29 protein-coding genes and 1 pseudogene are annotated in these 25256 nt (G+C 64.3%); 16 read left to right on the top strand and 14 right to left on the bottom strand.

All coding sequences use genetic code 11. The features are described from left to right. Complete coding sequence (locus tag ACOAPY_RS06890) at positions 1-750, bottom strand: YebC/PmpR family DNA-binding transcriptional regulator (RefSeq protein WP_465155837.1); 750 nt, start codon at positions 748-750, stop codon at positions 1-3. A gap of 80 nt (positions 751-830) precedes the next feature. After that, positions 831-2606, bottom strand: a complete 1776-nt coding sequence (gene aspS, locus ACOAPY_RS06885; RefSeq protein WP_465155835.1) for an aspartate--tRNA ligase — start codon at positions 2604-2606, stop codon at positions 831-833. A 245-nt stretch (positions 2607-2851) separates the two neighbouring features. Between aspS and ACOAPY_RS06880 the strand changes: the two genes are divergently transcribed. The 5 genes and pseudogenes from ACOAPY_RS06880 (at position 2852) to ACOAPY_RS06860 (ending at position 6483) form a co-directional block, all read left to right on the top strand. Then, positions 2852-3967, top strand: a complete 1116-nt coding sequence (locus ACOAPY_RS06880; RefSeq protein ID WP_465155833.1) for an HD-GYP domain-containing protein — start codon at positions 2852-2854, stop codon at positions 3965-3967. Positions 3968-4083: 116 nt separating this feature from the next. Next, positions 4084-4554 carry a Dps family protein gene (locus ACOAPY_RS06875; RefSeq protein ID WP_076426304.1) on the top strand — a complete coding sequence of 157 codons (471 nt, stop codon included), beginning with the start codon at positions 4084-4086 and terminating at the stop codon, positions 4552-4554. A 109-nt stretch (positions 4555-4663) separates the two neighbouring features. After that, the gene (locus tag ACOAPY_RS06870; RefSeq protein ID WP_465155831.1) at positions 4664-5731 is read left to right on the top strand and encodes a GGDEF domain-containing protein; all 1068 of its coding nucleotides are present in this window, start codon (positions 4664-4666) and stop codon (positions 5729-5731) included. A gap of 140 nt (positions 5732-5871) precedes the next feature. Then, a pseudogene (locus ACOAPY_RS06865) lies at positions 5872-6195 on the top strand (cold shock domain-containing protein membrane protein); the annotation flags it as partial. A 57-nt stretch (positions 6196-6252) separates the two neighbouring features. After that, complete coding sequence (locus tag ACOAPY_RS06860; protein ID WP_237034913.1) at positions 6253-6483, top strand: cold-shock protein; 231 nt, start codon at positions 6253-6255, stop codon at positions 6481-6483. Between the two features lie 45 nt (positions 6484-6528). On the opposite strand, the gene ACOAPY_RS06855 is transcribed toward ACOAPY_RS06860, so the two are convergent. Beyond that, on the bottom strand, positions 6529-6735 hold the full coding sequence (locus tag ACOAPY_RS06855; RefSeq protein WP_076426307.1) for a SlyX family protein: 207 nt from the start codon (positions 6733-6735) through the stop codon (positions 6529-6531). 3 nt (positions 6736-6738) lie between these two features. Next, a complete protein-coding gene (locus ACOAPY_RS06850; protein WP_076584472.1) occupies positions 6739-7164 on the bottom strand; it encodes an HIT family protein in 426 nt (141 codons plus the stop codon). 656 nt (positions 7165-7820) lie between these two features. Between ACOAPY_RS06850 and ACOAPY_RS06845 the strand changes: the two genes are divergently transcribed. Further along, positions 7821-9101, top strand: coding sequence for an OprD family porin (locus ACOAPY_RS06845; protein ID WP_465155829.1), 1281 nt, complete (start codon positions 7821-7823; stop codon positions 9099-9101). Positions 9102-9174: 73 nt separating this feature from the next. On the opposite strand, the gene ACOAPY_RS06840 is transcribed toward ACOAPY_RS06845, so the two are convergent. After that, complete coding sequence (locus ACOAPY_RS06840; protein WP_465156728.1) at positions 9175-9582, bottom strand: PaaI family thioesterase; 408 nt, start codon at positions 9580-9582, stop codon at positions 9175-9177. A gap of 101 nt (positions 9583-9683) precedes the next feature. Here ACOAPY_RS06840 and ACOAPY_RS06835 point away from each other — a divergent pair, with 101 nt between their 5' ends. After that, positions 9684-11399, top strand: coding sequence for a proline--tRNA ligase (locus tag ACOAPY_RS06835; RefSeq protein ID WP_465155827.1), 1716 nt, complete (start codon positions 9684-9686; stop codon positions 11397-11399). Between the two features lie 16 nt (positions 11400-11415). After that, positions 11416-12366: a hypothetical protein gene (locus tag ACOAPY_RS06830; protein ID WP_076584278.1), complete on the top strand. Its 951-nt coding sequence runs from the start codon at positions 11416-11418 to the stop codon at positions 12364-12366. Positions 12367-12393: 27 nt separating this feature from the next. Here ACOAPY_RS06830 and ACOAPY_RS06825 read toward each other — a convergent pair whose 3' ends face one another. Together ACOAPY_RS06825 and ACOAPY_RS06820 are read right to left on the bottom strand one after the other, a co-directional pair. Next, the gene (locus ACOAPY_RS06825; RefSeq protein ID WP_061905005.1) at positions 12394-12666 is read right to left on the bottom strand and encodes an acylphosphatase; all 273 of its coding nucleotides are present in this window, start codon (positions 12664-12666) and stop codon (positions 12394-12396) included. 5 nt (positions 12667-12671) lie between these two features. Continuing rightward, positions 12672-13139, bottom strand: coding sequence for a TlpA disulfide reductase family protein (locus ACOAPY_RS06820; RefSeq protein WP_465155825.1), 468 nt, complete (start codon positions 13137-13139; stop codon positions 12672-12674). A gap of 30 nt (positions 13140-13169) precedes the next feature. Between ACOAPY_RS06820 and ACOAPY_RS06815 the strand changes: the two genes are divergently transcribed. Both ACOAPY_RS06815 and ACOAPY_RS06810 read left to right on the top strand, forming a co-directional pair. Continuing rightward, complete coding sequence (locus ACOAPY_RS06815) at positions 13170-14579, top strand: PilZ domain-containing protein (RefSeq protein ID WP_465155823.1); 1410 nt, start codon at positions 13170-13172, stop codon at positions 14577-14579. A gap of 121 nt (positions 14580-14700) precedes the next feature. Further along, positions 14701-15093, top strand: coding sequence for a hypothetical protein (locus ACOAPY_RS06810; RefSeq protein ID WP_465155821.1), 393 nt, complete (start codon positions 14701-14703; stop codon positions 15091-15093). A 55-nt stretch (positions 15094-15148) separates the two neighbouring features. Here ACOAPY_RS06810 and ACOAPY_RS06805 read toward each other — a convergent pair whose 3' ends face one another. Both ACOAPY_RS06805 and ACOAPY_RS06800 read right to left on the bottom strand, forming a co-directional pair. After that, the gene (locus ACOAPY_RS06805) at positions 15149-15340 is read right to left on the bottom strand and encodes a hypothetical protein (protein WP_061905009.1); all 192 of its coding nucleotides are present in this window, start codon (positions 15338-15340) and stop codon (positions 15149-15151) included. 181 nt (positions 15341-15521) lie between these two features. Continuing rightward, positions 15522-16739 carry a YihY family inner membrane protein gene (locus ACOAPY_RS06800; protein WP_465155819.1) on the bottom strand — a complete coding sequence of 406 codons (1218 nt, stop codon included), beginning with the start codon at positions 16737-16739 and terminating at the stop codon, positions 15522-15524. A gap of 71 nt (positions 16740-16810) precedes the next feature. On the opposite strand from ACOAPY_RS06800, the gene arsC reads away from it, so the two are divergent. The 3 genes from arsC to ACOAPY_RS06785 are packed head-to-tail and all read left to right on the top strand — an operon-like array spanning position 16811 to position 18166. Continuing rightward, on the top strand, positions 16811-17164 hold the full coding sequence (gene arsC / locus ACOAPY_RS06795; RefSeq protein WP_465155817.1) for an arsenate reductase (glutaredoxin): 354 nt from the start codon (positions 16811-16813) through the stop codon (positions 17162-17164). Then, positions 17161-17766 carry an NAD(P)H:quinone oxidoreductase gene (wrbA, locus tag ACOAPY_RS06790; protein WP_465155815.1) on the top strand — a complete coding sequence of 202 codons (606 nt, stop codon included), beginning with the start codon at positions 17161-17163 and terminating at the stop codon, positions 17764-17766. Before arsC ends, wrbA begins: the two co-directional genes overlap by 4 nt. After that, positions 17759-18166, top strand: a complete 408-nt coding sequence (locus ACOAPY_RS06785) for a DUF2069 domain-containing protein (protein ID WP_465155813.1) — start codon at positions 17759-17761, stop codon at positions 18164-18166. The genes wrbA and ACOAPY_RS06785 overlap by 8 nt, the downstream gene beginning before the upstream one ends. A 19-nt stretch (positions 18167-18185) precedes the next feature. Here the strand turns inward: ACOAPY_RS06785 and hda are convergent, their stop codons facing one another. From hda to ACOAPY_RS06770, 3 genes are read right to left on the bottom strand one after another with little or no spacing between them, the layout of a single operon-like run. Continuing rightward, positions 18186-18890 carry a DnaA regulatory inactivator Hda gene (gene hda, locus ACOAPY_RS06780; RefSeq protein ID WP_465155811.1) on the bottom strand — a complete coding sequence of 235 codons (705 nt, stop codon included), beginning with the start codon at positions 18888-18890 and terminating at the stop codon, positions 18186-18188. Next, entirely contained in the window at positions 18887-19981 is a 1095-nt protein-coding gene (locus ACOAPY_RS06775) for an AI-2E family transporter (RefSeq protein ID WP_465155809.1), read from the bottom strand. Before ACOAPY_RS06775 ends, hda begins: the two co-directional genes overlap by 4 nt. A 31-nt stretch (positions 19982-20012) precedes the next feature. Next, entirely contained in the window at positions 20013-21038 is a 1026-nt protein-coding gene (locus tag ACOAPY_RS06770; protein WP_465155807.1) for a DUF2066 domain-containing protein, read from the bottom strand. A gap of 197 nt (positions 21039-21235) precedes the next feature. Between ACOAPY_RS06770 and purM the strand changes: the two genes are divergently transcribed. The 3 genes from purM to ACOAPY_RS06755 are packed head-to-tail and all read left to right on the top strand — an operon-like array spanning position 21236 to position 23666. Continuing rightward, entirely contained in the window at positions 21236-22294 is a 1059-nt protein-coding gene (gene purM, locus ACOAPY_RS06765; RefSeq protein ID WP_280053509.1) for a phosphoribosylformylglycinamidine cyclo-ligase, read from the top strand. Then, positions 22294-22941: a phosphoribosylglycinamide formyltransferase gene (gene purN / locus ACOAPY_RS06760; RefSeq protein WP_424924173.1), complete on the top strand. Its 648-nt coding sequence runs from the start codon at positions 22294-22296 to the stop codon at positions 22939-22941. The genes purM and purN overlap by 1 nt, the downstream gene beginning before the upstream one ends. A gap of 8 nt (positions 22942-22949) precedes the next feature. After that, positions 22950-23666 carry a DUF3108 domain-containing protein gene (locus ACOAPY_RS06755; RefSeq protein WP_465155805.1) on the top strand — a complete coding sequence of 239 codons (717 nt, stop codon included), beginning with the start codon at positions 22950-22952 and terminating at the stop codon, positions 23664-23666. 86 nt (positions 23667-23752) lie between these two features. Here ACOAPY_RS06755 and ACOAPY_RS06750 read toward each other — a convergent pair whose 3' ends face one another. Together ACOAPY_RS06750 and mazG are read right to left on the bottom strand one after the other, a co-directional pair. After that, positions 23753-24292, bottom strand: coding sequence for a DUF2058 domain-containing protein (locus tag ACOAPY_RS06750; RefSeq protein WP_076584250.1), 540 nt, complete (start codon positions 24290-24292; stop codon positions 23753-23755). 14 nt (positions 24293-24306) lie between these two features. Continuing rightward, positions 24307-25146 (bottom strand): nucleoside triphosphate pyrophosphohydrolase, encoded by an 840-nt coding sequence (gene mazG, locus ACOAPY_RS06745; protein ID WP_465155803.1) that lies wholly within the window; start codon positions 25144-25146, stop codon positions 24307-24309. Between the last annotated feature and the right edge of the window lie 110 nt (positions 25147-25256).

Genomic DNA, 25256 nt, shown 5'->3' with positions numbered 1-25256 from the left:
TCAGTCCAGCTGCTCCATGATCTCGTCAGGGATTTCGGCGTTGTGGTAGACGTTCTGCACGTCGTCCAGATCTTCCAGCATGTCGATCAGCTTGAGCACCTTCTTGGCGGTGTCCAGATCGGTGATCGGCGCCATGGTCGAGGGAATCATCGCCACTTCGGCCTCTTCGCCCTTGAAACCGGCAGCGGTGAGCGCCTCGTTGACCGCCAGGAAGTCGGCGAAGCTGGTCGACACCAGCGCCGAGCCGTCCTCGCCAATCTCCACATCATCGGCGCCGGCCTCCAGGGCCGCCTCCATCAGCGCGTCCTCGCTCACGCCCGGCGCGAAGCTGATCTGCCCCTTGCGTTCGAACATGTAGGCCACCGAACCGTCGGTGCCGAGGTTGCCACCGCACTTGGTGAAGGCGTGACGCACTTCGGCGGCGGTACGGTTACGGTTGTCAGTCATGGCCTCGATGATGATCGCCACGCCACTCGGCGCGTAGCCCTCGTAGCTCAGCTCGATCATGTTGTCGGCTTCGGTGTTGCCGGCACCACGGGCGATGGCGCGGTCAATCACGTCGCGCGACATATTGGCCGTAAGGGCCTTGTCGACCGCCAGGCGCAGGCGTGGATTATCCGCCGGCACCGGACCGCCATGCTTGGCCGCCACGGTCAGCTCACGAATCAGCTTGGTAAAGATCTTGCCGCGCTTGGCGTCCTGGCGCCCCTTGCGGTGCTTGATGTTGGCCCATTTGGAATGACCGGCCATAACTCACTCCGTCAGTTTCAATCGATTTTGTCGTGCCTGAATGCAAGGAGCCTGGCATGCCAGGCTCCTGTTGCTACCGCTTACTCAGCCTTGGGCTGTTCGCGCAGGCGGATATGCAGCTCGCGCAGCGCCTTGGCGTCAACCAGGCCCGGCGCCTGCGTCATGACGCAGGCCGCGCTCTGGGTTTTCGGGAAGGCGATCACTTCGCGGATCGAGGCGGCGCCGGTCATCAGCATCACCAGGCGATCCAGACCAAAGGCCAGGCCACCATGCGGCGGCGCACCGAACTTCAGTGCATCCAGCAGGAAGCCGAACTTCTCTTCCTGCTCCGCCTCGCTGATACCGAGGACTTCGAATACCGCCTGCTGCATCTTTTTGTCGTGGATACGGATGGAGCCGCCGCCCAGCTCGGTGCCGTTAAGCACCATGTCGTAGGCGCGCGACAGCGCCCCGGCCGGGTTGGCCTTGAGCTCTTCCGGAGTGCACTTGGGCGACGTGAAAGGATGGTGCATGGCGGTCAGGCTGCCATCGTCGTTCTCCTCGAACATCGGGAAGTCGACCACCCACAGCGGCGCCCACTCGCAGGTGAGCAGGTTCAGGTCGTGACCGACCTTGATGCGCAGGGCGCCCAGGGCGTCGCAGACCACCTTGGCGCGGTCGGCACCAAAGAACACGATGTCGCCGTCGACGGCACCAACGCGATCCAGAATGACCTTGAGGTTGTCTTCCGGAATGAACTTGACGATCGGCGACTGCAGGCCCTCGACGCCTTTGGCGCGCTCGTTGACCTTGATGTAGGCCAGGCCTTTGGCGCCGTAGTTGCCGACGAACTTGGTGTAGTCGTCGATCTGGCTACGCGGCATGGACGCGGCACCCGGCACGCGCAGGGCGGCGACGCGACCTTTCGGATCGTTGGCCGGGCCGGAGAACACCTTGAACTCGACGTCTTTGAGTTGGTCGGCGACATCCACCAGCTCCAGCGGGATGCGCAGGTCCGGCTTGTCGGAGCCGAAACGGCGCATGGCCTCGGCCAGGGTCATGTGCGGCAGCTCGCCGAACTCGACGCCCAGTACTTCCTTGAACAGGTTGCGGATCATGGTCTCGGTGAGGCCCATGATGTCGTTCTCGTCGAGGAAGCTGGTCTCGATGTCGATCTGGGTGAATTCCGGCTGACGGTCGGCGCGCAGGTCCTCGTCGCGGAAGCACTTGGCGATCTGGTAGTAGCGGTCGAAGCCCGCGACCATCAGCAGCTGCTTGAACAGCTGCGGCGACTGCGGCAGGGCGAAGAAGCTGCCGGCGTGGGTGCGGCTCGGCACCAGGTAGTCACGCGCGCCTTCCGGGGTGGCGCGGGTCAGAATCGGCGTTTCGACGTCGAGGAAGCCATTGTCATCCAGGTAGCGACGGATGCTGCTGGTGATGCGCGAGCGCAGCTTCAGCTTGGCGGCCATTTCCGGGCGGCGCAGGTCGATGAAGCGATAACGCAGACGGGTTTCCTCGCCCACGTCGGAGTACTCGTCCAGCGGGAAGGGCGGGGTCTCGGCCTGGTTCAGCACTTCCAGCTCGTAACCCAGCACCTCGATGGCGCCGCTGGCCATGTTGGCGTTGCGCGCACCCTCGGGGCGCAGACGCACCTTGCCGGTGACCTTGACCACATATTCGCTGCGCACGCGGTCGGCCTTGGCGAAGGTTTCGGCGCGATCCGGGTCAAATACCACCTGGGCCAGACCTTCACGGTCACGGATATCGAGGAAGATCACACCACCATGATCACGACGGCGGTGCACCCAGCCGCAAAGGGTGATTTCCTGGCCATCCAGGCTCTCGTTCAACTGGCCGCAATAGTGGCTGCGCATCATGGTCGTGGTTCGCTTCTCTAGATCAGTCTTGAATTCGCGCCCGGCGATACCGGGCAACAGCGAGCATTTTCTGCAAAACGACGGGGAAAGCACCGAAACAGGCGACTAACGGCGCCCAGCGCCGGGACCGAGGCGTTTCCGCATCCGCAGACAAGGGGCGGGATTATATAGGGTTAATCGTACCCGCGCAGCCACCGCCCCGCGGCCTTCCTATACTGAAGGTCTAGCCCCGTGGAGACTCCCCCATGGCCCTGCACCGCCCCGCCGACATTTCCAGCGACCTGCTGGAGGATTTCCGCCTCGATACCAAGGAACAGCTGCCACGCTGCGAGCAGTTGCTGATTGAACTGGAGCGCCATCCACAGGATGGCGATCGCCTGCGTGAACTGTTCCGCCTGGTGCACACGATCAAGGGAAGCCTGGGCTATGTGGAGCTGAACGACCTGCTACCGCTACCCCAGGCCATGGAAGATGTTCTGGGCAGCCTGCGCGAAGGCACGCTGCGTTTCGACAGCCTGCTCGGCGACATCCTGCTGCTCAGCCTGGATCAGCTACGCCAGCTCATCGACGCCGCCCTGGGCATGACCGACGCCCCCGACCCGCAGCAGATCGCCAGCCAGTGCCAGGCTCTGCGAGCCCTGGCAACTGCCCCGGAAACTCGCCAGACCGAGATCCGTCGCACCCTGCTGCAGCATCTGGACCCCAATACCCGCCTGCAACCGAAAGAGATCGATCATGAGCAGCTTCCGCAGCTGCTGGCACGCCACGACATCACCCTGGACGCCGACCTGCTGTTTTTTACCGACCTGATGGCCACCAGCGAGCGCCGCTCGCCCTTCTGGCAAGGCCGCGGCCTGCGCACGCTCGAACTCACCCTGGCACTGAACGAGACCGCCGGCCGCCCGGTGGAACCCGCACAGCTGGCCGCCGCCGTGTGCCTGCACGATCTTGGCATGGCTTTCCTGCCGCTCGACCTGCTGCACAAGGGCAGCGAACTGAGCCGAGAGGAACGTCGACAGATGCAATCACACCCACGCCAGGCCAGCGAATTACTCAAGCGCATGCCCGCCTGGGCCAGCGCCAGCGAGATCATCCTGCAACACCAGGAACACGCCGACGGTAGCGGCTACCCCAAGGGCCTGCGCGAAGCGGAAATCCACCCGGGAGCACTGCTGCTCAACATCGTCGACACCTTCGACGCCCGCACCCACGAGCGCGCCCACCAGACACTGAGCAAACGCCCACGCCTGCGTGCCATCCTGGAAATCAACAACCTGGCAGGCCAGCAGTTCAGTGCCTACTGGGTCGATATCTTCAACCGCACCTTGCAGGAACACCCCGAGCTGGCACACCAACAGTGATAGGCCGCAAGCATCGAACCGATTGATATAAGACAAGAGGTTTACGGAACTAGCCGTGATAGCCTGCAGTCATCAAGGGGAGTCTTTGCCCTGAACATCTGAGAGGAGAAAAAGGCATGGAAATCAATATCGGCATCGCCGAACAGGATCGCGCCGCCATCGCCGAAGGCCTGTCCCGCCTGCTCGCGGACACCTACACCCTGTACCTGAAGACCCACAACTTCCACTGGAACGTCACCGGCCCGATGTTCAACACCCTGCACCTGATGTTCGAGGCGCAGTACACCGAACTGGCCCTGGCCGTGGACGCCATCGCCGAGCGCATTCGCGCCCTGGGCTTCCCTGCGCCGGGCACCTACGCCGCCTACGCCCGCCTGTCTTCAATCAAGGAAGAAGAAGGCGTGCCGAACGCGCAGGACATGATCAAGCTGCTGGTGCAAGGCCAGGAAGCCGTGGTGCGCACTGCGCGGGGCATCTTCCCGCTGCTGGACAAGGTCAGCGACGAACCGACCGCCGACCTGCTCACCCAGCGCATGCAGGTACACGAAAAAACCGCCTGGATGCTGCGCAGCCTGCTCGCCGCCTGACCATCCCCGCGCCTCCAAAGGGCCCGGCTAGACCGGGCCTTTTGCTAGGCGAGAGGCACACGACTACTCTATCCTTTGCGTATTACCCCTTTTTACCTCAGTGAATTGCATGAGCCAGCCGACCAAAGCACCCTCCCTGCTAGAGCTCTTTCCCGAAGAGACCCGTGAGGCTGCGGATCTGCTCAAGCAAGCGGTGCCGCACATGGTGCGCCACGACATCCCCCCAAACCCGATCCACTACGCACTGTGGTACAGCTACTGCAAAGGCTCCGAGCCCGAACTGAACCGCCGCCTCGACAAGACCGTCAAGGACTTCTCCAGCTTCCCGCCAGAGACTGCCACCAAACTATTCCGTGACTTCATCATTCGTGGCGAGCTGGAAGAGGCGCGCGCCGGCCAGCAGCAGGTCATCGAACTGGTCGACGATATCGAAGGCGATGTACAGCGCAGCGTGACGGGTAGCCAGCACTATCAGGCCAGCCTGTCTCATGGCCTGGCCGCCCTGCAGGAGCCCATCGTTGACGACCTGCCAAATGTCCTCAACGAACTCCAGCAAAGCACCCTGCAGATGCAGGATCAGCAGGAGCGCTTTCTTTATCGCTTGCGGGCAGCCCAGGCCGAAATTCAGAACCTGCGCACTCAACTCGAGCGCGCCCAAGCCGCTGCCACGCTGGACAGCCTGACTCACGTATTCAACCGCCACGCGTTCACCCGCCTGCTGGAGCAGGCACTGGCGGGCGACACCACTGGTCTCGCCCTGGTCATGCTGGATATCGACCACTTCAAGCAGTTCAACGATCAGTACGGACACCCGCTGGGCGATCGCGTGCTGCAGCATGTCGGCCAACTGCTGCGCGACCTGCTGCCGGCACGAGGCATCGCCGCACGCTATGGCGGTGAAGAGTTCTGCGTCATCCTGCGAGACTGCCCGGACATCAGCACCGCCAACAGCTTCGCCGAGCAACTGCGCCAGAAGATCCAGGCCCTGCGCGTGAAAGTACGCAGCACTGACAAGGTACTGGATACCATCACCGCCTCCTTTGGCCTCACCATGGCCGAGCCGGGCGATACTTTCGACAGCCTCGTCACCCGAGCCGACGACGCCCTCTACCAAGCCAAGCGCAACGGTCGTAATCAGGTCCACCCCTCCAAACCAGAAGCCGCTCTAAGCGCTTGATTTGAGCGGATATCTCCTTTGCGGTTAAATAGGTGCCGTGCCGTCATGTTGCGGCATAGGCGGGTCATGTTCGGCCAATCCATCGAGTCGAACAGCACCGCTCTCTGATTGACCACCCTCGATAAGTGAGTTCTCTGGATATGTTAAAGATCGTTCACCTGATCACAGGCGGCGGCGCACTGCTGCTGTCGTTCGCACCCAGCCTACAGAGCCAGACTCCAGGCTTCCTGCAACACCCCGATGCGCTGCACCTGGCCATGTTCGGCCTGATCAACCTGCTCGTCGCCCCCGTCGTATCCGGCCGCCAACAGGGTCTGCGCAATCAGTTGCAGGCACTGGTCAGTGCGCTACTGGTCTTCGCCAGCGTGCTGCAGGCACTCATCCTGCTCGCACCGCTGCCACAGATCGGCGAGCAGCCCGCCATCTGGTTGAGCCTGGCCGTGCTAGCCATTGCCTGCGCACTGCACCTGGCGATCAGGTTTGGCGGCACCAGCGCCCGGACCAGCCCCGCGCAGAGCCAGATCAGCGACGAGAATCGCGAAACCGGCACGGTGAAATGGTTCAACACCTCCAAGGGCTTCGGTTTTATCTCCCGCGACAGCGGCGACGACATCTTCGTGCACTTCCGGGCGATTCGCGGCGAGGGCCACCGCGTCCTGGTCGAAGGCCAGCGCGTCGAGTTCTCGGTGATGCAACGCGACAAGGGCCTGCAGGCAGAAGACGTGATCATTGCCCTGCCCGGCTACCGCTGAAGCTGCAAAGCAAAAAGCCCGCTTAACGCGGGCTTTTTTCTGCCTTTAATAATGTGGCGGCGGTGCCTCATCTTCGGCGATGCCGAACTGTCCCGCCATTTCCTCCTGACGACGCGCCAGCACGGCAATCTGCAACTGCAGACGCTCGATGACCTTTTGCTGCTCCACCACCACGTCATTAAGGGTCGCGATGGTATCGTCCTGAAAAGCCAACCGACTCTCCAGCTCGACCACTCTGGATTGTAGATCCATAGCCTAACCCTCGATGAAGTGGAAATCGGCAGTCAACACAAGGCGCAGACGCTCACGCACCAAAGCGATCTCTGCATCTGTATAGGCCCGCGCAGGGAGACGCCCCCATACCGGGGCCGGCCAGGCGGGATCCTCACGACGACGCACGATGACATGCATATGCAGCTGACTGACGACATTACCCAGCGTGGCCACATTCATTTTGTCGGCAGAGAAAGCGTCCTTGAGCACCTCCGCCAGACGCGTGGTCTCACCCCAGAGAGCCTGCTGATCGACAGCATCCAGCTGGAAGAGCTCACTGACCGCCTCCCGGCGCGGCACCAAGATGAACCAGGGATAGTTCGCATCATTCATCAACAGCAGCCGGCACAGGGGAAAATCCCCAACGACCAGAGTGTCCTGCTGTAAACGACTATCAAGACTGAACATCATGCTTCCCCCTCTATATCGGCAAGCTGCGCAGGATAAGGGCGCCCCCTGCACAATTCACCCCCTTTCAGACACCCCCGACGGGCGCAACAGGGCCCCACGCAACAAATGCCCCAGAATCGAGCACCCCGATGACCATAGCGCCCACAAATCGAACGCCGTCTCAGACAATAACGTTACCGGCGAGTAGATTTTACCTACTCAGGTAACGCCAGCAGATGCACGACCTCCAATGGCGCTCAACCGGCGTTCGCATCTGGCCTCCAAGCCGCAGCGCAGAGAGCGCTCTTGCAAGGCCCCCAACGATGACCAAGTGATCAATCAGTCTTGAAATCGAGTTTTGTGCATGGAACTTGCTTGAACCAATACACCGTCGGAGTCGGCGTGTCGAGAAACACCCTGCAGCCCTCTAACCAGTTGGATTTGCAGGCTTTTCGGAACACCCGACAGGTGGAACGTCGGCGGCAAAACTACAGATTCGCGACACCTGACGTGCAAAAATGCGACGCACACGTAAATAAACCGTAGCGAATCGATGATAGCTGTCGCCAACTTGAGTCTCCGTGCTATAAGTTAGCGCCGACACAAAAAGAAAGAGCCGCCTAAAAACAAGACCTTGGGCAGCACAACTCTTCTAAACCAAAGGAGCATTCACAATGCAAGTGATGAAGTGGAGCGCACTGGCTCTGGCCGTGACCGCCGGTACCACCCAGCTGGCTTTCGCCAGCGCGCAGTCCGAATCCAAGGGCTTCGTTGAAGACAGCAGCTTCGACATCTTCAACCGCGCCCTCTACATGAACCGCGATTTCCGCAATGGCGCAAGCAACGGCGCCAGCAGCTCGGCCAATCCGGCTGGCTATCGCGAAGAAACCGGCCTGGGCATCCGCCTGCTGTTCGAATCCGGCTTCACTCAGGGCACCGTAGGTGTCGGCGTTGATGCTCACTCCCTCTCCAGCATCAAGATCGATAGCGGCCGCGGCCGTTACGGCACTGGCCAGTTCGACCAGACCAGCGATGGTCGTGGCGACGACACCCAGACCGAAGTCGGTGGCGCCATCAAGTTCCGTATTTCCGATACCGTCCTGAAATACGGCAATCAGTTTGTTGCTAGCCCGGTCTTCTCCACCGACGACAGCCGCATCCTGCCGGAAGTCGCCACCGGTACCTACCTGGTCAGCAACGAGATCGAAGGCCTGGAACTGAGCGCCGGTCGCTTCACCGCACTGAGCAGCCAGACCTCGACCGACCGCGACACCTTCGAAGTCACCGAGGGTGACATCGTCGGCGCCAGCTACGCCTTCACCGAGAACTTTAGCGGTGCTATCCACCACGCTAATTTCGAGGACTATCACAAGAAGACGTACCTCAACCTGAACTACACCTTGCCGCTGGCCGATGAGCAGTCGCTGAACTTCGACCTCAATGGCTACCGCACCACTGATGACGGCGATGCCCTGGCCGGCGAGATCGACAACAAGATCTGGAGCCTGGCAACTGCATACGCTATCGGCGCTCACAAGTTCACCGTTGCCTACCAGCGCTCTTCCGGTGACACCCGCTACTCCTACGGCGTAGTGGACGGTGGCGGCACCGTCTGGCTGAACAACTCCGTTCAGTTCTCCGACTTCGACGCCCAAGACGAGAAGTCCTGGCAAGCTCGCTACGACCTGGATATGGCCACCTACGGCGTACCGGGCCTGAGCTTCATGACCCGCTACATCACCGGTGACGACATCACCACCAGCTCTGGCGAAGAAGGCAAAGAGCACGAGTGGAACTTCGAAACCAAGTACGTTATCCAGGAAGGCGCCGCGAAGGATCTGTCCTTCCGTCTGCGTCACGCCATCTGGCGTGCTAACGATGCCTACAACGCTGACTACAGCGCTGACCTGAACGATACCCGCCTGATCGTTGAGTACCCGCTGGACGTGCTGTAAGTCCTAGCGATACTGCAATCAGTGCAAAAAGAACCCGGCCTAGGCCGGGTTCTTTTTTATCGGGACGAGCCACTCAAAGCGGCAAGGCATAGGTCCCGGTGACATGCGCCACCAACTCTCCCTCTTCACCCTGCGAATAAAGCTGCACCTCGCACACCGCCTGGCGCTTCGACAGACGCAGGATGCGCGCCTCGGCAATCAGGTCGACCGGCTTGGGCCTGGCCAGGAAGTTGATATTGAGATTGGCCGTCACCGCCATCTCCACGCGCCCCAGTCTCCCCAACACCACCGCATACATGGCCGCATCGGCCAGCGCCATGATGGTCGGCCCCGACAAGGTCCCGCCCGGCCGCACCAGCTTGCCGTGAAACGGCACTCGCGCAACCGCCAGATCGCCATTGAGACGCTCGATACGCAGGTCGATATCTTCCGCCATCGGCACACCCGCACGAATCAGCGCCTGCACCTGGTCAGCGGTCAGTTCCGCCATGTTCAACTCCCGCTCTGTCCTGTACGCCACCTGGCTGGCACCGTACAATGCCGAGTCATTATTTGCCCTCGCAACCGACATAACGGCCAAACATGCGTACCAGTCAGTACCTGCTCTCGACCCTCAAGGAAACCCCCTCCGACGCCGTAGTGATCAGCCATCAACTGATGCTGCGTGCCGGCATGACCCGCAAGCTGGCCTCCGGTCTGTACACCTGGCTGCCAATGGGTCTGCGCGTACTGCGCAAGGCCGAAGCCATCGTGCGCGAGGAAATGAACGCTGCCGGCGCACTGGAAGTTCTGATGCCGGCCATCCAACCGGCCGAGCTGTGGCAGGAATCAGGGCGCTGGGAGCAGTACGGCCCGGAGCTGTTGCGCATCAAGGACCGCCATGATCGCGAGTTCTGCGTCGGCCCGACCCATGAGGAAGTCATCACCGATCTGGCGCGCAACGAGCTGAACAGCTACAAGCAGCTGCCGATCAACCTGTACCAGATCCAGACCAAGTTCCGCGACGAAATCCGTCCGCGCTTCGGCCTGATGCGCGGCCGTGAATTCCTGATGAAGGATGCCTATTCCTTCCATCTGGACCAGGCCTCGCTGCAGGAAACCTATGACCGCATGCATCAGGCCTACTGCAACGTGTTCACCCGCCTGGGCCTGAACTTCCGTCCGGTGCAGGCCGATACCGGCTCTATCGGCGGCACTGGCTCCCACGAATTCCATGTGCTGGCCGAGTCCGGCGAAGACGATATCGCCTTCAGCGACACCTCGGACTATGCAGCCAACATCGAGAAGGCCGAGGCCATCCCGCGCGAGAAAGAGCGCGGCGCCGCCACCGAGGAACTGCGCCTGGTCGACACGCCGAACGCCAAGACCATCGCTGATCTGGTCGAACAGTTCGGCCTGGCCATCGAGAAAACCGTCAAGACCCTGGTGGTCCACGCAGCCGAGGAAGGCAAGCTGATCGCCCTGATCATCCGTGGCGACCACGAGCTGAACGAAATCAAGGCTGCCAACCATGAGCTGGTCGCCAGCCCGCTGGTGTTCGCCTCTGAAGCAGAGATTCGCGCCGCCATCAGTGCCGGCCCCGGCTCCCTGGGCCCACTGAACCTGCCGATCGCCTGTATCGTCGATCGCAGCGTGGCGCTGATGAGCGACTTCGGCGCTGGCGCCAACATCGACGGCAAGCACTACTTCGGCCTCAACTGGGAACGCGACCTGCCGCTGCCGGCGGTTGCCGACCTGCGCAACGTCGTCGCAGGCGATCCCAGCCCGGATGGCCAGGGCACCCTGGTGATCAAGCGCGGCATCGAGGTCGGGCACATCTTCCAGCTGGGCACCAAGTACAGTGAGGCCATGGGCTGCAAGGTACTGGGCGAGAATGGCAAGCCGGTCACCCTGATCATGGGCTGCTACGGCATCGGCGTATCGCGCGTGGTCGCTGCCGCCATCGAGCAGAACTACGATGAGCGCGGCATCCTCTGGACCGACGCCCTGGCGCCCTTCCAGATCGCCATCGTGCCGATGAAGTACGAGAACGAAGCCGTGCGCGAGGCGACCGACAAGCTCTATGCCGAGCTGACCGCCGCCGGCTACGAGGTGCTGCTGGACGACCGCGACAAGAAAACCAGCCCCGGCGTGAAGTTCGCCGACATGGAACTGATCGGCATCCCGCACCGTATCGTGGTCAGCGAGCGCGGCCTGGCCGAGGGCAACCTCGAGTACAAGAGCCGTCGCGACAGCGAGAGCCAGCAAATCCCGGCGGCCGAACTGCTGCCGTTCCTCTCCACCCGCATCCCACGCTGAGTCGCAAGTAGCCCGCATGTTCCAGCGAACCACCCTGCGCACTGGCGCCGCCCTGATCGGCGCCCTCCTCCTCGCCGGCTGTGCCAACCACCTGCCACAGCGTAGCGAGCATGAGGAACGCTTCGAGCGCCGCCTGCTCGACCACAGCCTGCAGATCGACGTGGGCGAGCCACGCGTACTGGAACTGCCGCAGCGCCGGGTACGCATCAACGAGCAGAAGACCTTCGAAGTCACCGAGTTCGAGGTCACCCGCCGCTACGATCGCTATACCCCCTACCAGCCCTGGCGCGAGCTTTACGAAGTACCGCTGGGGGCGGTGGCGGTAGTCGCTGGCGTGGGCGCCAACGTGCTCAACGTGGTCATGCTCGGCCGCCTACCGGACAGCGTGACCAAGGACTGGATCAGCTACGGCGTCGCCGGCCTCAATCCGGCAATGAACGTCGAGTCCAATGGTCGTGCCGAACAGAACCTGGCCGCCATCGAGGAAACCCAGCGCGACAGGCGTACGGAATACTCCAGCCTGCCCTGGGCGGAGCGTCCGGTGCTGGTCAAGGCCGGCAAGGACGAGCTGGAGCTGACCACCGACCGCAACGGCGTGCTGCGCCTCAACCTGCTCGACGGCCCGTTCGCCGAGCATGATGCAGCCCTGATCGGCAACCTGCTGCTCAGCGTCGAAGACCCGCAGGATGGCACCCGCGCCGAAGCCAACCTGCTGGTCAGCCGCAGTCTGCGCGGCAAGCTGCGCGAGGCTCACGCCCTGATCTATGACGACCTCGAAGATGACGAAGTCAGCCAGTGGGTCCATCGGGTCAAGCGCCTTTCCGACCTCGGCCTGGAAGAGGAAGCCAGCGAACTGGAACAGAGCCTGATCGAACTGACCCGCAACGATCCGGAGCTGCAGGAAGAGTTCCTCAAGGCACTGATGAAGGATGCCGGGCGCCTGGCCGCCGACCCCGGCGAGGACTGAGCCCGTGCCGGGCAGGACCGGAGCGCTCTAGCGCCGTACGACGAAGCCGGTGACGCCCTGCACCGGCTGCTGTTCCAGCACCAGCGCATCGACCCGAGCGCGCTCGGGACCGCGCCCCAGCCAGACCTCCAGCTCACGCACTGCCGACTCTTCACCCTCGACCAGCACCTCGACCCGGCCATCGGCCAGGTTGCGCACCCAGCCGTTCAGATCGAGACGCTCGGCCTCATCCTGCGTGCACTGGCGAAAGCTCACGCCCTGCACCTTGCCACTGACAAAACCGTGTAGGCAGATCTGCATCGTCGTTACTCCTGGGCCCGCCAGTGGGCCAGCCGCGCCTGCAGGCCCGCGGCCGTCTGTTCGCCGACCAGACGCTCGCGCAGCCTGCCATCGGCATCGATGATATAGGTGACCGGCAGCACGTCATTGCGCGGCAGCTGCAGGCGCGCGGCCGGGTCCTTAGCCAGCACGGTGAAGCGGATATCGAAGGCGTCGGTCACCTGTGCCAGCTTATCGCCCTGCACTCCGTCGAAATTGACCCCGATCACCCTCGCCCCCTTACCTCCCAGCTCCGCTTCGAGGCGATTGAGCTGGGGAATCTCGGTCCGGCAGGGGCCGCACCACTCGGCCCAGTAATTGATCACCAACCACTGGCCATCCAGTTGTTCAGCCGGTACCTTTCGTCCATGCTGATCGACGCCCCAGTCGTCGGCGCAGCCGGCCAGCAGAAGCCCGGCAATCACACCTATTACCATCTGGAGTGGTCTTCCCATGCAATCGCTCCTCGTGTTCGCGGGGTTGGTATGACGCTGGATGCCCTGCATCTGGAAGTGCCGGATATTCTCGACGAGGACTCCCCGCCGCTGACCGACCTCAATGCTGCGCTGGCCGAAGCACGCCTGCAGCCTCGCGAGGAGGGCCTGCAACAGGTGCTGAGGCTGTTGTTTCGTCTGAACCGCAGCGCCATGACCTTACTGGAAAGACAGCGCGCCCTGCAAAGCCTGTGCGAGGAGTACCGCCACTACAGCAGCGCCCTGCGCGATGGCAGCGCGCCGTCGCCGTTGTTCGTGCATCTCTGTGATGAGCTGGCCGCAGGCTTCAAGCGTCTGTTGCTGCAGATCCTCCAGGGCCGTCAGCCATCGCGCCCGCACCTGGCCTGGTGCCTGTACATGGCCGAACACTTCCTGGCCCAGAGCCTGCTGCGCCACTACCAGCTGTATCTGGAACCGCCAGCCTCGCTGTGGAGCGACAGCCACCTGCTGTACTGGATAGGCGAACATCAGGGCTGCCTCGATGAACACGTGGCCGCTCCCTTCCAGCCGATACCTGCCGGCACCCTGCGCGGCCTCTACCAACAGATGTTGATACTGGCGCTGAGCAACCCCTTCCACATGGCCGAGGGCGAATGTGCAGTACTGTTCGGCGCCCTCACCCCCCTGGCCGAGCTGGCGCGCCTGCTGCCCTGGGACGACGAGGAAGAGCAGGAAGGCCCGCTGATCGATCTCAGCCAGGCGCTGCCCTGCCTGCCCTACGATGGCGAAGCCAAAGGCAGCGCCGAGTACCTGCGGCGCCTGGAGCTGGGCGCCCTGCTGGTAGCCCTGCACGAACCCGCGCCGCTGCAGAGTGCGCGCGAGCACGAGTTGCTCGAGCGGGTACGCCAGCACTGGCTGGGACGCCAGCAACGCCGCCACCCGCGCGCCGACTTCAGCGCCGACTGCAGGCTGGTGATCGGCCTCACCGCCATCCATGCGCAGCTACTGGAGAAACGCCCGAGCAGCTGCACGGCGCAGATGCTCGATGCCAGCGCCGGTGGCGCACGCCTGCTGTGCCACCGCGACCAGGCCACGCAACTGCCGGTCGGCCAGCTGATCCTGGTCATGCCGCACAGCGGTACGCCGACCCTGGCCCTGGTGCGCTGGCGCCACCTCAACCAGGAGGGGCTGTACCTCGGCCTGCGCTACCTCAAGGGGCTGCCACGCGCTGCCTGGCTGCGGCGCGCACCCAGCGCCCAGACCCACCCCGGCGTACTGCAGAGCACGCCCGAGCCGGGAGCCGGCTGGCACCACGGCCTGTGGTTGCCCTGCGGACAGTTCGTCGAGGGCGAGAACATCTGGCTGCAACTGGCCAACGTCAACAATCAGGCCGTATTGCCCCTGCCCGCCGCCAACCTCGGCACCTCGGAAGTGGTCCGCCACCCGCTGCGCCTGGCTTGAACCCTGAGACAGGTTCTGCGACGGAAGTCTCAGCCGAAAAAGGCTCAGCGCACAGATTGCCGGCGCAGCCCACCCCTATAATCGCGCCATTCCTATACCAATGAGTTCTGCCGGAGCCTTCATGACCCAAGCCAACGACAAGCTGATCGGCCCTGTACCTGCCAGCATCGTCAACAGCGCGCGTCTGAGCGTGACGCCCTACGAAGGGCGCATTGGCGAGTACAACGTGGCGGTCTGGCTGCATCTACCGGGGTTGGCCAATCTGCCGGTGTCGTTGATGGTGCGCTACCGCGATGGCAGCCAGGTGCGCGAAGTGGCGGTCGATCACGGCAAGGTCAACAGCCACAGCAAGGTGATGCTGTCCGGCATCGCCCGCCTGCCCCTGAAGCAGAAGATCGAAGACATGCAGATACGCCTGCGCTCGGCGGTGCCGGCGCAAACCCTGATCGTCGAGGAACTGTTCGTGCAAGCCGTGGAGATGCAGGACAGCGCCTCCCGTCAGGCCATGGCCTGAATCTTCCGGCTCTTTCCCCACCCCCGCCTCGGCGGGGGTTTTGTTTTTTGGCGCCTCAGAAAACGCCGAAACGCACCACGCTGCCAGGCTTGGCCGGCTCATTCTCTTCGGCGGCCTGACGCGCCAAAGCAGCCAGCGACTCCGGCCAACGTGCGAAACGCAGGCCGGTAATGCGATTGAGCCGTTCCAGGGCTTCCTCGGAGTCCCGCGGCTGCAACGGCACTATCTTGTTCTTGCTACTGCTCATCCACTCGACATCCCTGATCCGTTCAGGCCGCCGGCAGTCTGCCAGCATTTCGCTGGTTGATTGCCAGAAGCGTGCCAGCCCTTCCATGGCCGGAAATGTTGCGCCTCAGCGCCCAGGCAGCCCCATGCGACGGACTGCACCTCGCCCTAAACTGACTTTTTTCGTCACATCTGGCAAGCCTTCAGTCTCTGGCGTGCAGCCATTGCGCCAGGCTGCCCTCGAACAGCGCCGCCTGCTCCTCATGCAGCATGTCCAGGGCACGCCGCAGCGCGGGATACCAGGCCTCGTCCAGCTGCTCCGGCAGTTGGGTCGGGCGTGGCAACGGCCAGGGGCTGTGGCCGAGTAAACGATGCAGGCTGTAGTGCTCGAGATCACGGCACAGTACCCAGCCGCCACCACTGGCGCGGCAGATCAACTGCTCGCGCTCAAGGAAGTCGAGCAGCTCCTCCCACTCGTCCTCCGGCAGCGGCCAGCCTTCGCGCTGCACGTCGGCATGGCGCACCGCCAGGCCACGCTGCTGACTGTCGTGGAACACCCGCAGCACGCCGAGCAGCACCAGCAGGCGCGGCAGTGCACGCCGGCGCCAGGTACGCGATGACGACAGGTTGCACACCAGCTCGGCACCGAACAGCACGATCAGCCAGGACAGGTAGATCCACAGCAGGAACAGCGGCACCGTGGCGAAGGCCCCGTAGATCAGCTGGTAGCCGGGAAACAGGCTGACAAACAGACCGAACAGCGCCTTGGCCACTTCCACCAGCACCGCCGCGAACAAGCCGCCGGTCAGCGCATGGCGCAGCGGCACCCGGGCATTGGGCACCGCCGAGTAGATCAGGGTGAACGCTGCCGTGCTGAACAGCAGCGGCGCGAAGGCCAACAGGGTCTTGGCGCCAATCAGCGCATCCGGCCCGGAGAGCAGCGACAGCGAGGTGATGTAGGTGGTCACGGCGAAACCCGCACCCAGCAACAGTGGGCCCAGGCTGAGGATTGCCCAGTACAGCAGGAAGCTGGAAATCCCGCGGCGCGGCTGGCGCACACGCCAGATGGCATTGAAGGTCTTCTCGATGGTCACCAGCATGAAGAAGGCGGTGACCGCCAGCAGTGCCACGCCGACCCAGGTCAGGTGTCGCGCCTGGGTGGTGAAGTCACGCAGGTATTGCTGCACCGTCTCGCCCGAGGACGGCACGAAGTTGCGGAAGATGAAGCTCTGGATCTGCTCACCGGTATCCTGGAAGGCCGGTACGGCCGAGAGCATGGCGAAGGTCACGGTCATCACCGGCACTACGGCAAACAGCGTGGTGTAGGTCAGCGCCGCGGCGCTGTTGATGGCACGGTCGGCGAAAAAACGCTGCAGCAGGAAACGCCAGAACTCCACCAGATCATCCAGCCGCTGTCGCATCCCCACTCCTTAGCCCGTAATGTCCTCTAGACGGCTAGAATAGCGCCCTCATTCGCCAATGGGCACTGCCAATGACCGACCTGACCCTCTACCACAACCCGCGCTGCTCCAAGTCTCGCGGCGCCCTGGAGCTGCTCGAAGCACGAGGCCTGAGCCCGACCGTGGTGCGCTACCTGGAAACCCCGCCCAGCGCCGAGGAGCTGCGTGCGCTGCTGGGCAAGCTCGGCATCGCTCCGCGCGAACTGCTGCGCACTGGCGAGGACGAGTACAAGGCGCTCGGCCTGGCCGACAGCAGCCTGAGCGACGCGCAACTGATCGCCGCCATGGTCACCCATCCCAAACTGATCGAGCGCCCTATCCTGGTCGCCGGCGAGCGCGCGGTGATCGGTCGGCCGCCGGAGAAGGTACTGGAGCTGCTGGCATGAGCGCGCCCTATATCCTGGTGCTGTATTACAGTCGCCACGGCGCCACCGCCGAGATGGCCAAACAGATCGCCCGTGGCGTGGAGATGGCCGGGCTGGAAGCGCGCCTGCGCACCGTGCCGGCAGTTTCCAGCGAGTGCGAGGCGACCGCCCCACCCATTCCTGAGGAGGGTGCGCTGTACGCCGAACTGGATGACCTGCGCCACTGTGCCGGCCTGGCCCTGGGCAGCCCGACCCGCTTCGGCAACATGGCCGCGCCACTCAAGTATTTCATCGACGGCACCAGCAGCCTGTGGCTGACCGGCGAGCTGGTCGGCAAGCCAGCCGGCGTGTTCACCTCCACCTCCAGCCTGCACGGCGGCCAGGAGAGCACCCTGCTATCGATGATGCTGCCGCTGCTGCACCACGGCATGCTGATCACCGGCCTGCCCTACAGCGAAGGCGCCCTGCTGGACACCCGCGGCGGCGGCACCCCCTACGGCCCCAGCCACCATGCCGGAGCCGATGGCAAACGCAAGCTCGACGAACACGAAATCGCCCTGTGCCGCGCCCTCGGCCAGCGCCTGGCGAGCACCGCGAAGCAACTGGAGACCTCTCGTGGCTAAAACGCCCAAGCCCCTGCCAAGCCTGGAATGGCTGGCCCCGCGCCTGAAAATCAGCCGCGCCCTCGCCCTGTTCAGCTACTTCGCCCTGCTGATCCTGCTGCTAGTGTGGAACCTGGCCTTCGCCGACCTGCACGGCGCACGCATCTGGGTCGTCCTCAGCATTCAGCTGCTGCCGCTGCTGCTGCTCGCCCCCGGCCTGCTGCTGGGCAACGCCCGCGCGCACGCCTGGGCCTGCTTCGTGGTGAACATCTACTTCATCCAGGGCGTGCTGGCCGCCATCGACCCGGCCCGAGCCCTGTTCGGCGCGCTGGAGACGGTGATCAGCCTCGGCCTGTTCTGCAGCGCGCTGCTCTATGTGCGCTGGAAGTTCCAGTACGACCGCAAGCTGGCGGGCGAGTGAGAAAGGACAAACCTGGGCCTTACCAGCCCAGGGTTTCCTTGAGGAAGGGAATGGTCAGCTTGCGCTGCGCCTGCAGCGAAGCCTGATCGAGGCGCTCGAGCAGCTCGAACAATGCGCTCATGCTGCGCTCGCCACGGGTGAGGATGAAGCGACCGACCTCGTCGGTGAGGTGCAGGCCGCGGCGCGAAGCGCGCAGCTGCAGTGCGCGCAGCTTGTCCTCGTCGGACAGCGCGTGCAGCTGGAACACCAGCGCCAGGGTCAGGCGCGACTGCAGGTCGGGCAGCTGCACCGGTAATTCGCGCGGTGAGGCCATGGCCGCCAGCAGCAGGCGCCGGCCGGAATCGCGCAGGCGATTGAACAGGTGGAACAGCGCCTCTTCCCAGTCCGCACGGCCGGCCACCGCATCCAGGTCATCCAGGCAGACCAGCTCGGACTGGTCCAGGCCATCCAGCAGCTCGGGGCCATATTCGGCCACCTCGGCCAACGGCAGATAGACCGCCGCCTCGCCACGCTGCTCGAAACGCAGACAGGCCGCCTGCAGCAGGTGACTACGGCCCACGCCGTCACTACCCCAGAGGTAGATCAGACTCTCGGTCCAGCCGGCATCGGCCTCGCACAGGCGCTCGACATAGCCGAGGGCCGCCGCGTTGGCACCGGGGTAGTAGTTGGCGAAGGTGGCGTCGTCACGCAGACGCACGCCCAGGGGCAGCTGAACTGGTTTCATGCACTGGACGGCGGTTCTTGCGAATCGCCGGAAGACTCTCCGTAAAGGGCGGAAAGTTTATAGAAATCATGAGCATGGCGCAGCAAAACCATGATTACCGCGGCCACCGGCAGGGCCAGCAGCACGCCGGTGAAGCCGAACAGCTGGCCGCCAGCGAGGATGGCGAAGATCACGGCTACCGGGTGCAGGCCGATGCGATCGCCGACCAGCATGGGCGTGAGCAGCATGCCTTCGAGCAACTGGCCGATGCCGAACACCACGGCGATGCCGATCAGCGGGTACAGTTCGAAGCCGCTGTACTGGAACAACGCAGCGACCACTGCGGCGCCAAAGCCGACGATGAAGCCCATGTAGGGCACGATGCTGGCCAGGCCGGCAAGCAGCCCGATCAGCAGGCCCAGCTCCAGCCCCACCACCATCAGGCCGACCGAATAGATGCCGGCCAGCGCCAGCATCACCAGCAGCTGACCGCGCATGAAGGCACCGAGCACCTCGTGGCACTCACCGACCAGGCGCACCACCAGGCCTTCGCGGGCGCGCGGCAGCAGGTTCTGCAGCTTGGCCAGCATCAGGTCCCAATCGCGCAGCAGGTAGAAGGCCACGACCGGGATCAACAGCAGGTTGCCCAGCCAGCCGAGCAGCGCCAGGCTCGAGGCGGTGGCCTGGGCCAGCAGTCCGCTAAGGATGTCGGTGGTCTTGCCCAGATGCCCGGACAGCGCCTGCTTGAGCTGATCGAAGCGCCAGAAGCCCTCGGCCAGACCGAGCTGCGCCTGTATCCAGGGCAGCGCCTGGTGCTGCGCCCAGTCCAGGCCCTGTGGCACCAGTTCGTAGAGGCGCACCAGCTGGCGACCGAGCATGGGGATCAACACCAGCAGCATGATCAGCAGCAACAGGCTGAACAGCGCAAAGACGATGACCACACCCCAGGTCCGCGACAGCCCGCGCTTCTCCAGACGATCCACCACCGGATCGCCCATGTAGGCCAGCAGCATGGCCACCAGGAAGGGTGACAGGATGGGGGTCAGCAGGTAGATCAACCAGCCGCACAGAAACACTCCGGCCAGCCACAGCCAGCGGCGCGAATCGGTCATCTCAGGCACTCCGTCGCTATTGATGGGGACTTTACCAGCGGAAACGCATCAGGTTGGCCGGTGCCGCCGCGGGGGCGGCCTGCGGGCTGCCGGCGGCATCCAGCGGAGCGGCATCGGCCGGCACTTCCTGCAGCCCCGCCAGCGCCAGCTGGGCGCGCAGCTGTTCGGCGCTGGCATTGACCTGCCACACCAGCAGATCGCCCTTGGCCCGCAGCAGGCGCGCGGCAAAGGGCTCGAGCAGACGTTCCAGTTCGGCGAAACGGCCGAGGTTGGCGCCCTGGACTTCCAGGGTCAGGGCACTGGCCGCGCCCGGTTTGACCAGGAAGCGCGGCGCCAAGCGCTCGCTCACGGCCAGCAGCACGGCATCGGCCAGGGCTTGCGGATCGGCGCCCTGGGCCTTGCCCTGCTCGCGCGCATCGCCCAGCCACAGGCGCCACTCGGCCTGCCACTGGCCGCCATCCTCGCGGGCCTGCACGGCCAGCAGCGCATCGGCGGCATAGCGCTCGGAGGGCTCACGCAGTGCGTCCGGCTGCGTGGCACCAAGGTTCTCCGGCGTGGCGGCCAACTGCTCCTGCAGGTCCGCCAGCGGCAGGCGCAGCGGCAGGCCACGGTGCTGCGCGGCCTGCTGCAGCGGCGCGGCGGCTTCCTGACCATCACCGACCAGGCTGGCGCCCTCGGCACTGCTGTTCAGCCACCAGGTCAGGATCGCCGGGCGGTTGGCGCCCCACAGCGGCAGGCCGGCCTGGCGCAGCTTGTTCTCGGTGGTCAGCGGATCGAAGTCCACCACCAGGGTTTCGCCCTCGTAGAAATACTGGCTGACCAGCTGTTGCGGGTCCTGGCGCACTCCTTCCAGGGCTGGGCTCTGCAGTGCCTTGGCGTCGCCGGTCAGGCGCAGGACCAGGGTCTCCAGGGCACGGTTGAGCGCGGCGCTGCGCTCCTCCGGCTGCTGGCTGGTCACCGCCTCGCGCACCTGATAGAGGCCGCTGACCGGCGCGGCCAGGGCCGGCAGGCTGAACAGCGGGAAGCAGAGGGCAAACAGGCGGGCGGACAGGCGCATCGATCGGGTCTCGGCTGGAAAGGCTGTGCCTGAGCGGCACGCGAAGGGCTATACCTTAAACAGCCGCCTGCCCCCCGGCAACCGTCGCGCCCGGTGGCCGCTGGCGGGCAAGCCTGATAAAATCGCGCGCCTTCGCGGACCGGCCCGCTGCCGCACCGGTCGCCCACAGCATTCTCCCTTTCTAAAGGCCCGAACCCATGAGCAAGCAACCCTCCATCAGCTACAAGGATGCAGGTGTCGACATCGACGCCGGCGAAGCCCTGGTCGAGCGCATCAAAGGCGTGGCCAAGCGCACTGCGCGTCCGGAAGTCATGGGCGGCCTGGGTGGTTTCGGCGCCCTGTGTGAAATCCCCGCCGGCTACAAGCAGCCGGTGCTGGTGTCCGGCACCGACGGCGTCGGTACCAAGCTGCGCCTGGCACTGAACCTGAACAAACACGACAGCATCGGCCAGGACCTGGTCGCCATGTGCGTCAACGATCTGGTGGTGTGCGGCGCCGAGCCGCTGTTCTTCCTCGACTACTACGCCACCGGCAAGCTCAACGTCGACGTGGCAGCCACCGTGGTCACCGGCATCGGCGCCGGCTGCGAGCTGGCCGGCTGCTCCCTGGTCGGTGGCGAGACCGCCGAGATGCCGGGCATGTACGAAGGCGAAGACTACGACCTGGCCGGCTTCTGTGTCGGCGTGGTGGAAAAGGCCGAGATCATCGACGGCTCGAAAGTGGTCACCGGCGATGCCCTGATCGCCCTGCCCTCCTCCGGCCCGCACTCCAACGGCTACTCGCTGATCCGCAAGATCATCGAAGTCAGCGGGGCCGACATCGAAGCCACCGAGCTGAACGGCCAGAAGCTGGCCGACCTGCTGATGGCGCCGACGCGCATCTACGTCAAGCCGCTGCTCAAACTGATCAAGGACACCGGCGCGGTGAAGGCCATGGCCCACATCACCGGCGGCGGCCTGCTCGACAACATCCCGCGCGTGCTGCCGCAAGGCGCCCAGGCCGTGATCGACGTGGCCAGCTGGACCCGCCCGGCGGTGTTCGACTGGCTGCAGGAAAAGGGCAACGTCGACGAGCACGAGATGCACCGCGTACTGAACTGCGGCGTCGGCATGGTCATCTGCGTCGCTCAGGACCAGGTCGAGGCCACCCTGGCCAGCCTGCGTGCTTCCGGCGAAACCCCGTGGGTGATCGGCCAGATCGCCCAGGCCGCCGAAGGTGCCGAGCAGGTCGTGCTGAACAACCTGAAAGCCCACTGATGGCCGACTGCAATGTCGTGGTGCTGATCTCGGGGTCCGGCAGCAACCTGCAGGCCCTGATCGACAGCATCGCCCAGGACGGCAATCCGGCGCGCATCGCCGCGGTGATTTCCAACCGCGCCGATGCCTACGGCCTGGTTCGCGCGCAGAACGCCGGTATCCCGACCAGGGTGCTCGACCATAAGCAGTTCGACGGCCGCGAGGCCTTCGATGCCGCGCTGATCGAAGCCATCGACGGCTTCGACCCGCAGCTGGTGGTGCTGGCCGGCTTCATGCGCATCCTCACCGGTGACTTCGTGCGTCACTACGAGGGCCGCCTGCTGAATATCCATCCCTCGCTGCTGCCCAAGTACAAAGGCCTGCACACCCACCAGCGCGCGCTGGAGGCCGGCGACCGCGAACATGGTTGCAGCGTGCATTTCGTCACCGAGGAACTCGATGGCGGACCACTGGTCGTACAAGCCGTGGTGCCGGTAGAGTCTGACGACACGCCGGAAAGTCTGGCCCAGCGCGTGCACCGCCAGGAACACCATGTCTACCCCCTGGCCATGCGCTGGTTCGCCGAAGGCCGCCTGAAGCTGGGTAAGACCGGCGCACAACTGGACGGCAAGGACCTGCCGGCCACCGGACACCTGATCCGCCCATAGGAGACTCCATGCCCCGCGTTCTGCTGATGCTGCTCGCCCTCCTGGCCCTGCCGGTGCAGGCCCTGGAGCTCAAGCCCTTCTCCGCCAGCTACACCGCCGACTGGAAGCAGGTACCGATCAGCGGTACCGCCGGGCGCAGCCTCAAGGCCCTGGATAACGGCCGCTGGGAGCTGGACTTCGAGGCCTCCATGCTGGTCGCCAGCCTCAAGGAAACCAGCACCCTGCGCATGGAAAGCGACGCCTTCCTGCCGCTGACCTATCGCTTCGACCGCAGCGGCCTGGGCAAGTCCAAGCAGATCGAGCTGGACTTCGACTGGACCGAGAAGCAGGTACTGGGCAACGACCGCGGCGAACCGGTGCGCTTCCCGCTCAACCGCGGCCTGATGGACAAGTCGACCTACCAGCTGGTGCTGCAGCACGACGTGGCGGCCGGCAAGCAGAGCATGAGCTACCAGGTGATCGACGGTGACGAGATCGAGACCTACGACTTCCGCGTACTCGGCGAGGAGCGCGTACGCACCAAGGCCGGGCTGATTGACGCGATCAAGGTCGAGCGCGTACGCGACCCGACCCAGAGCAGCCGCAAGACCGTGCTGTGGTTCGCCAAGGACTGGGATTACCTGCTGGTGCGCCTGCACCAGGTGGAGAAGGACGGCAAGGAATACCAGATCATGCTCAAGGACGGCCAGGTCGACGGGCGCACCGTCGAGGGCCTCGCCGAGTAAGGCGCCGTGTCATGCCAGAAGCCGGGTCTGTCCCGGCTTCTTTGTGTTTGCAGACAGGAAAAAGCCGGGCAAGCCCGGCTTTTTCGTCACCACATCAGATCATCGGGGATCTGGTAGGCGGCGTAAGGATCATCCTCGTCCGGCCCTTCCGTCTGGGTGTTGAGCAGGACGATGCGCTGCGCGTCACGCTCCTGGATCTTCAGCGCAGCCTCGCGCGGAATCACCTCGTAGGCGCCGCCATGGCGGACGATGGCCAGCGAGCCACGGCTGAGCTTGTCGCGCATCAGGTTGTTCACCGCGATGCGCTTGACCTTCTTGTCGTCGACGAAGTTGTAGTAGTCCTCACCGTTGATCTTGGGCAAGCGGCTGGTCTCGATCAGCTGCTTGATCTGCGCGGCGATGGCCTTCTGCTGGGCCTTCTCCTGCTGCTGGCGGTTCAGTTCCTGGTCGCGGGCCTGCTTCTCGGCCATGGCCTGCAGGGCGGCCTGCTTTTGCGAATCGTCGACTTCGACCTGGTTCTTCTTCTCCAGGCGCTGCTGCTTCTGTTTCTGCTTGCCGGCCTGCTTGGCCTGCTTTTCATTGACCAGGCCGGCTTTCAGCAGCTGGTCGCGGAGGGAAAGGCTCATGGGGTTCTCATCACTCAGCAGCCAGGCTGCAGTTTTTCCAGTTTCTTGGCTTCGCCCCACAGGGCATCCAGCTCTTCCAGGCTGCAATTCTCGATGGACCGGCCGGCTTCGCGCAATGCCTGTTCGATATGGCGGAAGCGCCGCTCGAATTTGCCGTTGGCCCCGCGCAGGGCAGCTTCCGGGTCGACCTTGAGGTGCCGCGCCAGGTTGGTGACGACGAACAGCAGGTCGCCGATCTCCTCGGCGATGGCCTCGGCATCGTTCTCGCTCATGGCCTCCAGCACTTCGTCGAGTTCCTCGCGGACCTTGTCCACCACCGGCAGCGCCTCGGGCCAGTCGAAACCGACCTGGGCCGCGCGCTTCTGCAGCTTGGCGGCACGCGACAGCGCCGGCAGCGCCGTGGGCACATCGTCGAGCAGCGACAGCTGCTCCGGCGCCGCGGCCTTCTCGGCCCGTTCCTCGGCCTTGAGTTCCTCCCAGCGCTGCTTGACCGCCGCCTCTTCCAGCTTCGCCGCATCCGGCGCGCCGTACAGGTCACCATCAGGGAACACGTGTGGGTGGCGGCGAATCAGCTTGCGGGTAATGCCATCGACCACCTGGGCGAACTCGAAGCGCCCCTCCTCCCTGGCCAGCTGGCTGTAGTAGACGACCTGGAACAGCAGGTCGCCCAGCTCGCCGGGCAGATGGTCGAAGTCGCCACGCTCGATGGCATCGGCCACCTCGTAGGCCTCTTCCAGGGTATAGGGCACGATGGTCGCGTAGTTCTGCTTGAGGTCCCAGGGGCAGCCGTGTTGCGGGTCACGCAGGCGCGCCATCAGGTGCAGCAGGTCATCGAGGGAATAAGTGTCTTGCATGAGTCAGTCTCGAAGAATGGGGCCACACGTTCCCCTCTCCCGCCGGGAGAGGGGCCGGGGGTGAGGGGCTCCAGGCAGCTCCGAGTCGCCGATGGCACCCTCACCCCACC

It is taken from the genome of Pseudomonas stagnisoli, from assembly GCF_048595745.1.
In the GTDB taxonomy this organism is placed as follows: Bacteria; Pseudomonadota; Gammaproteobacteria; order Pseudomonadales; family Pseudomonadaceae; genus Aquipseudomonas; species Aquipseudomonas alcaligenes_A.
This window is presented reverse-complemented; position numbering and strand designations above follow the sequence as displayed.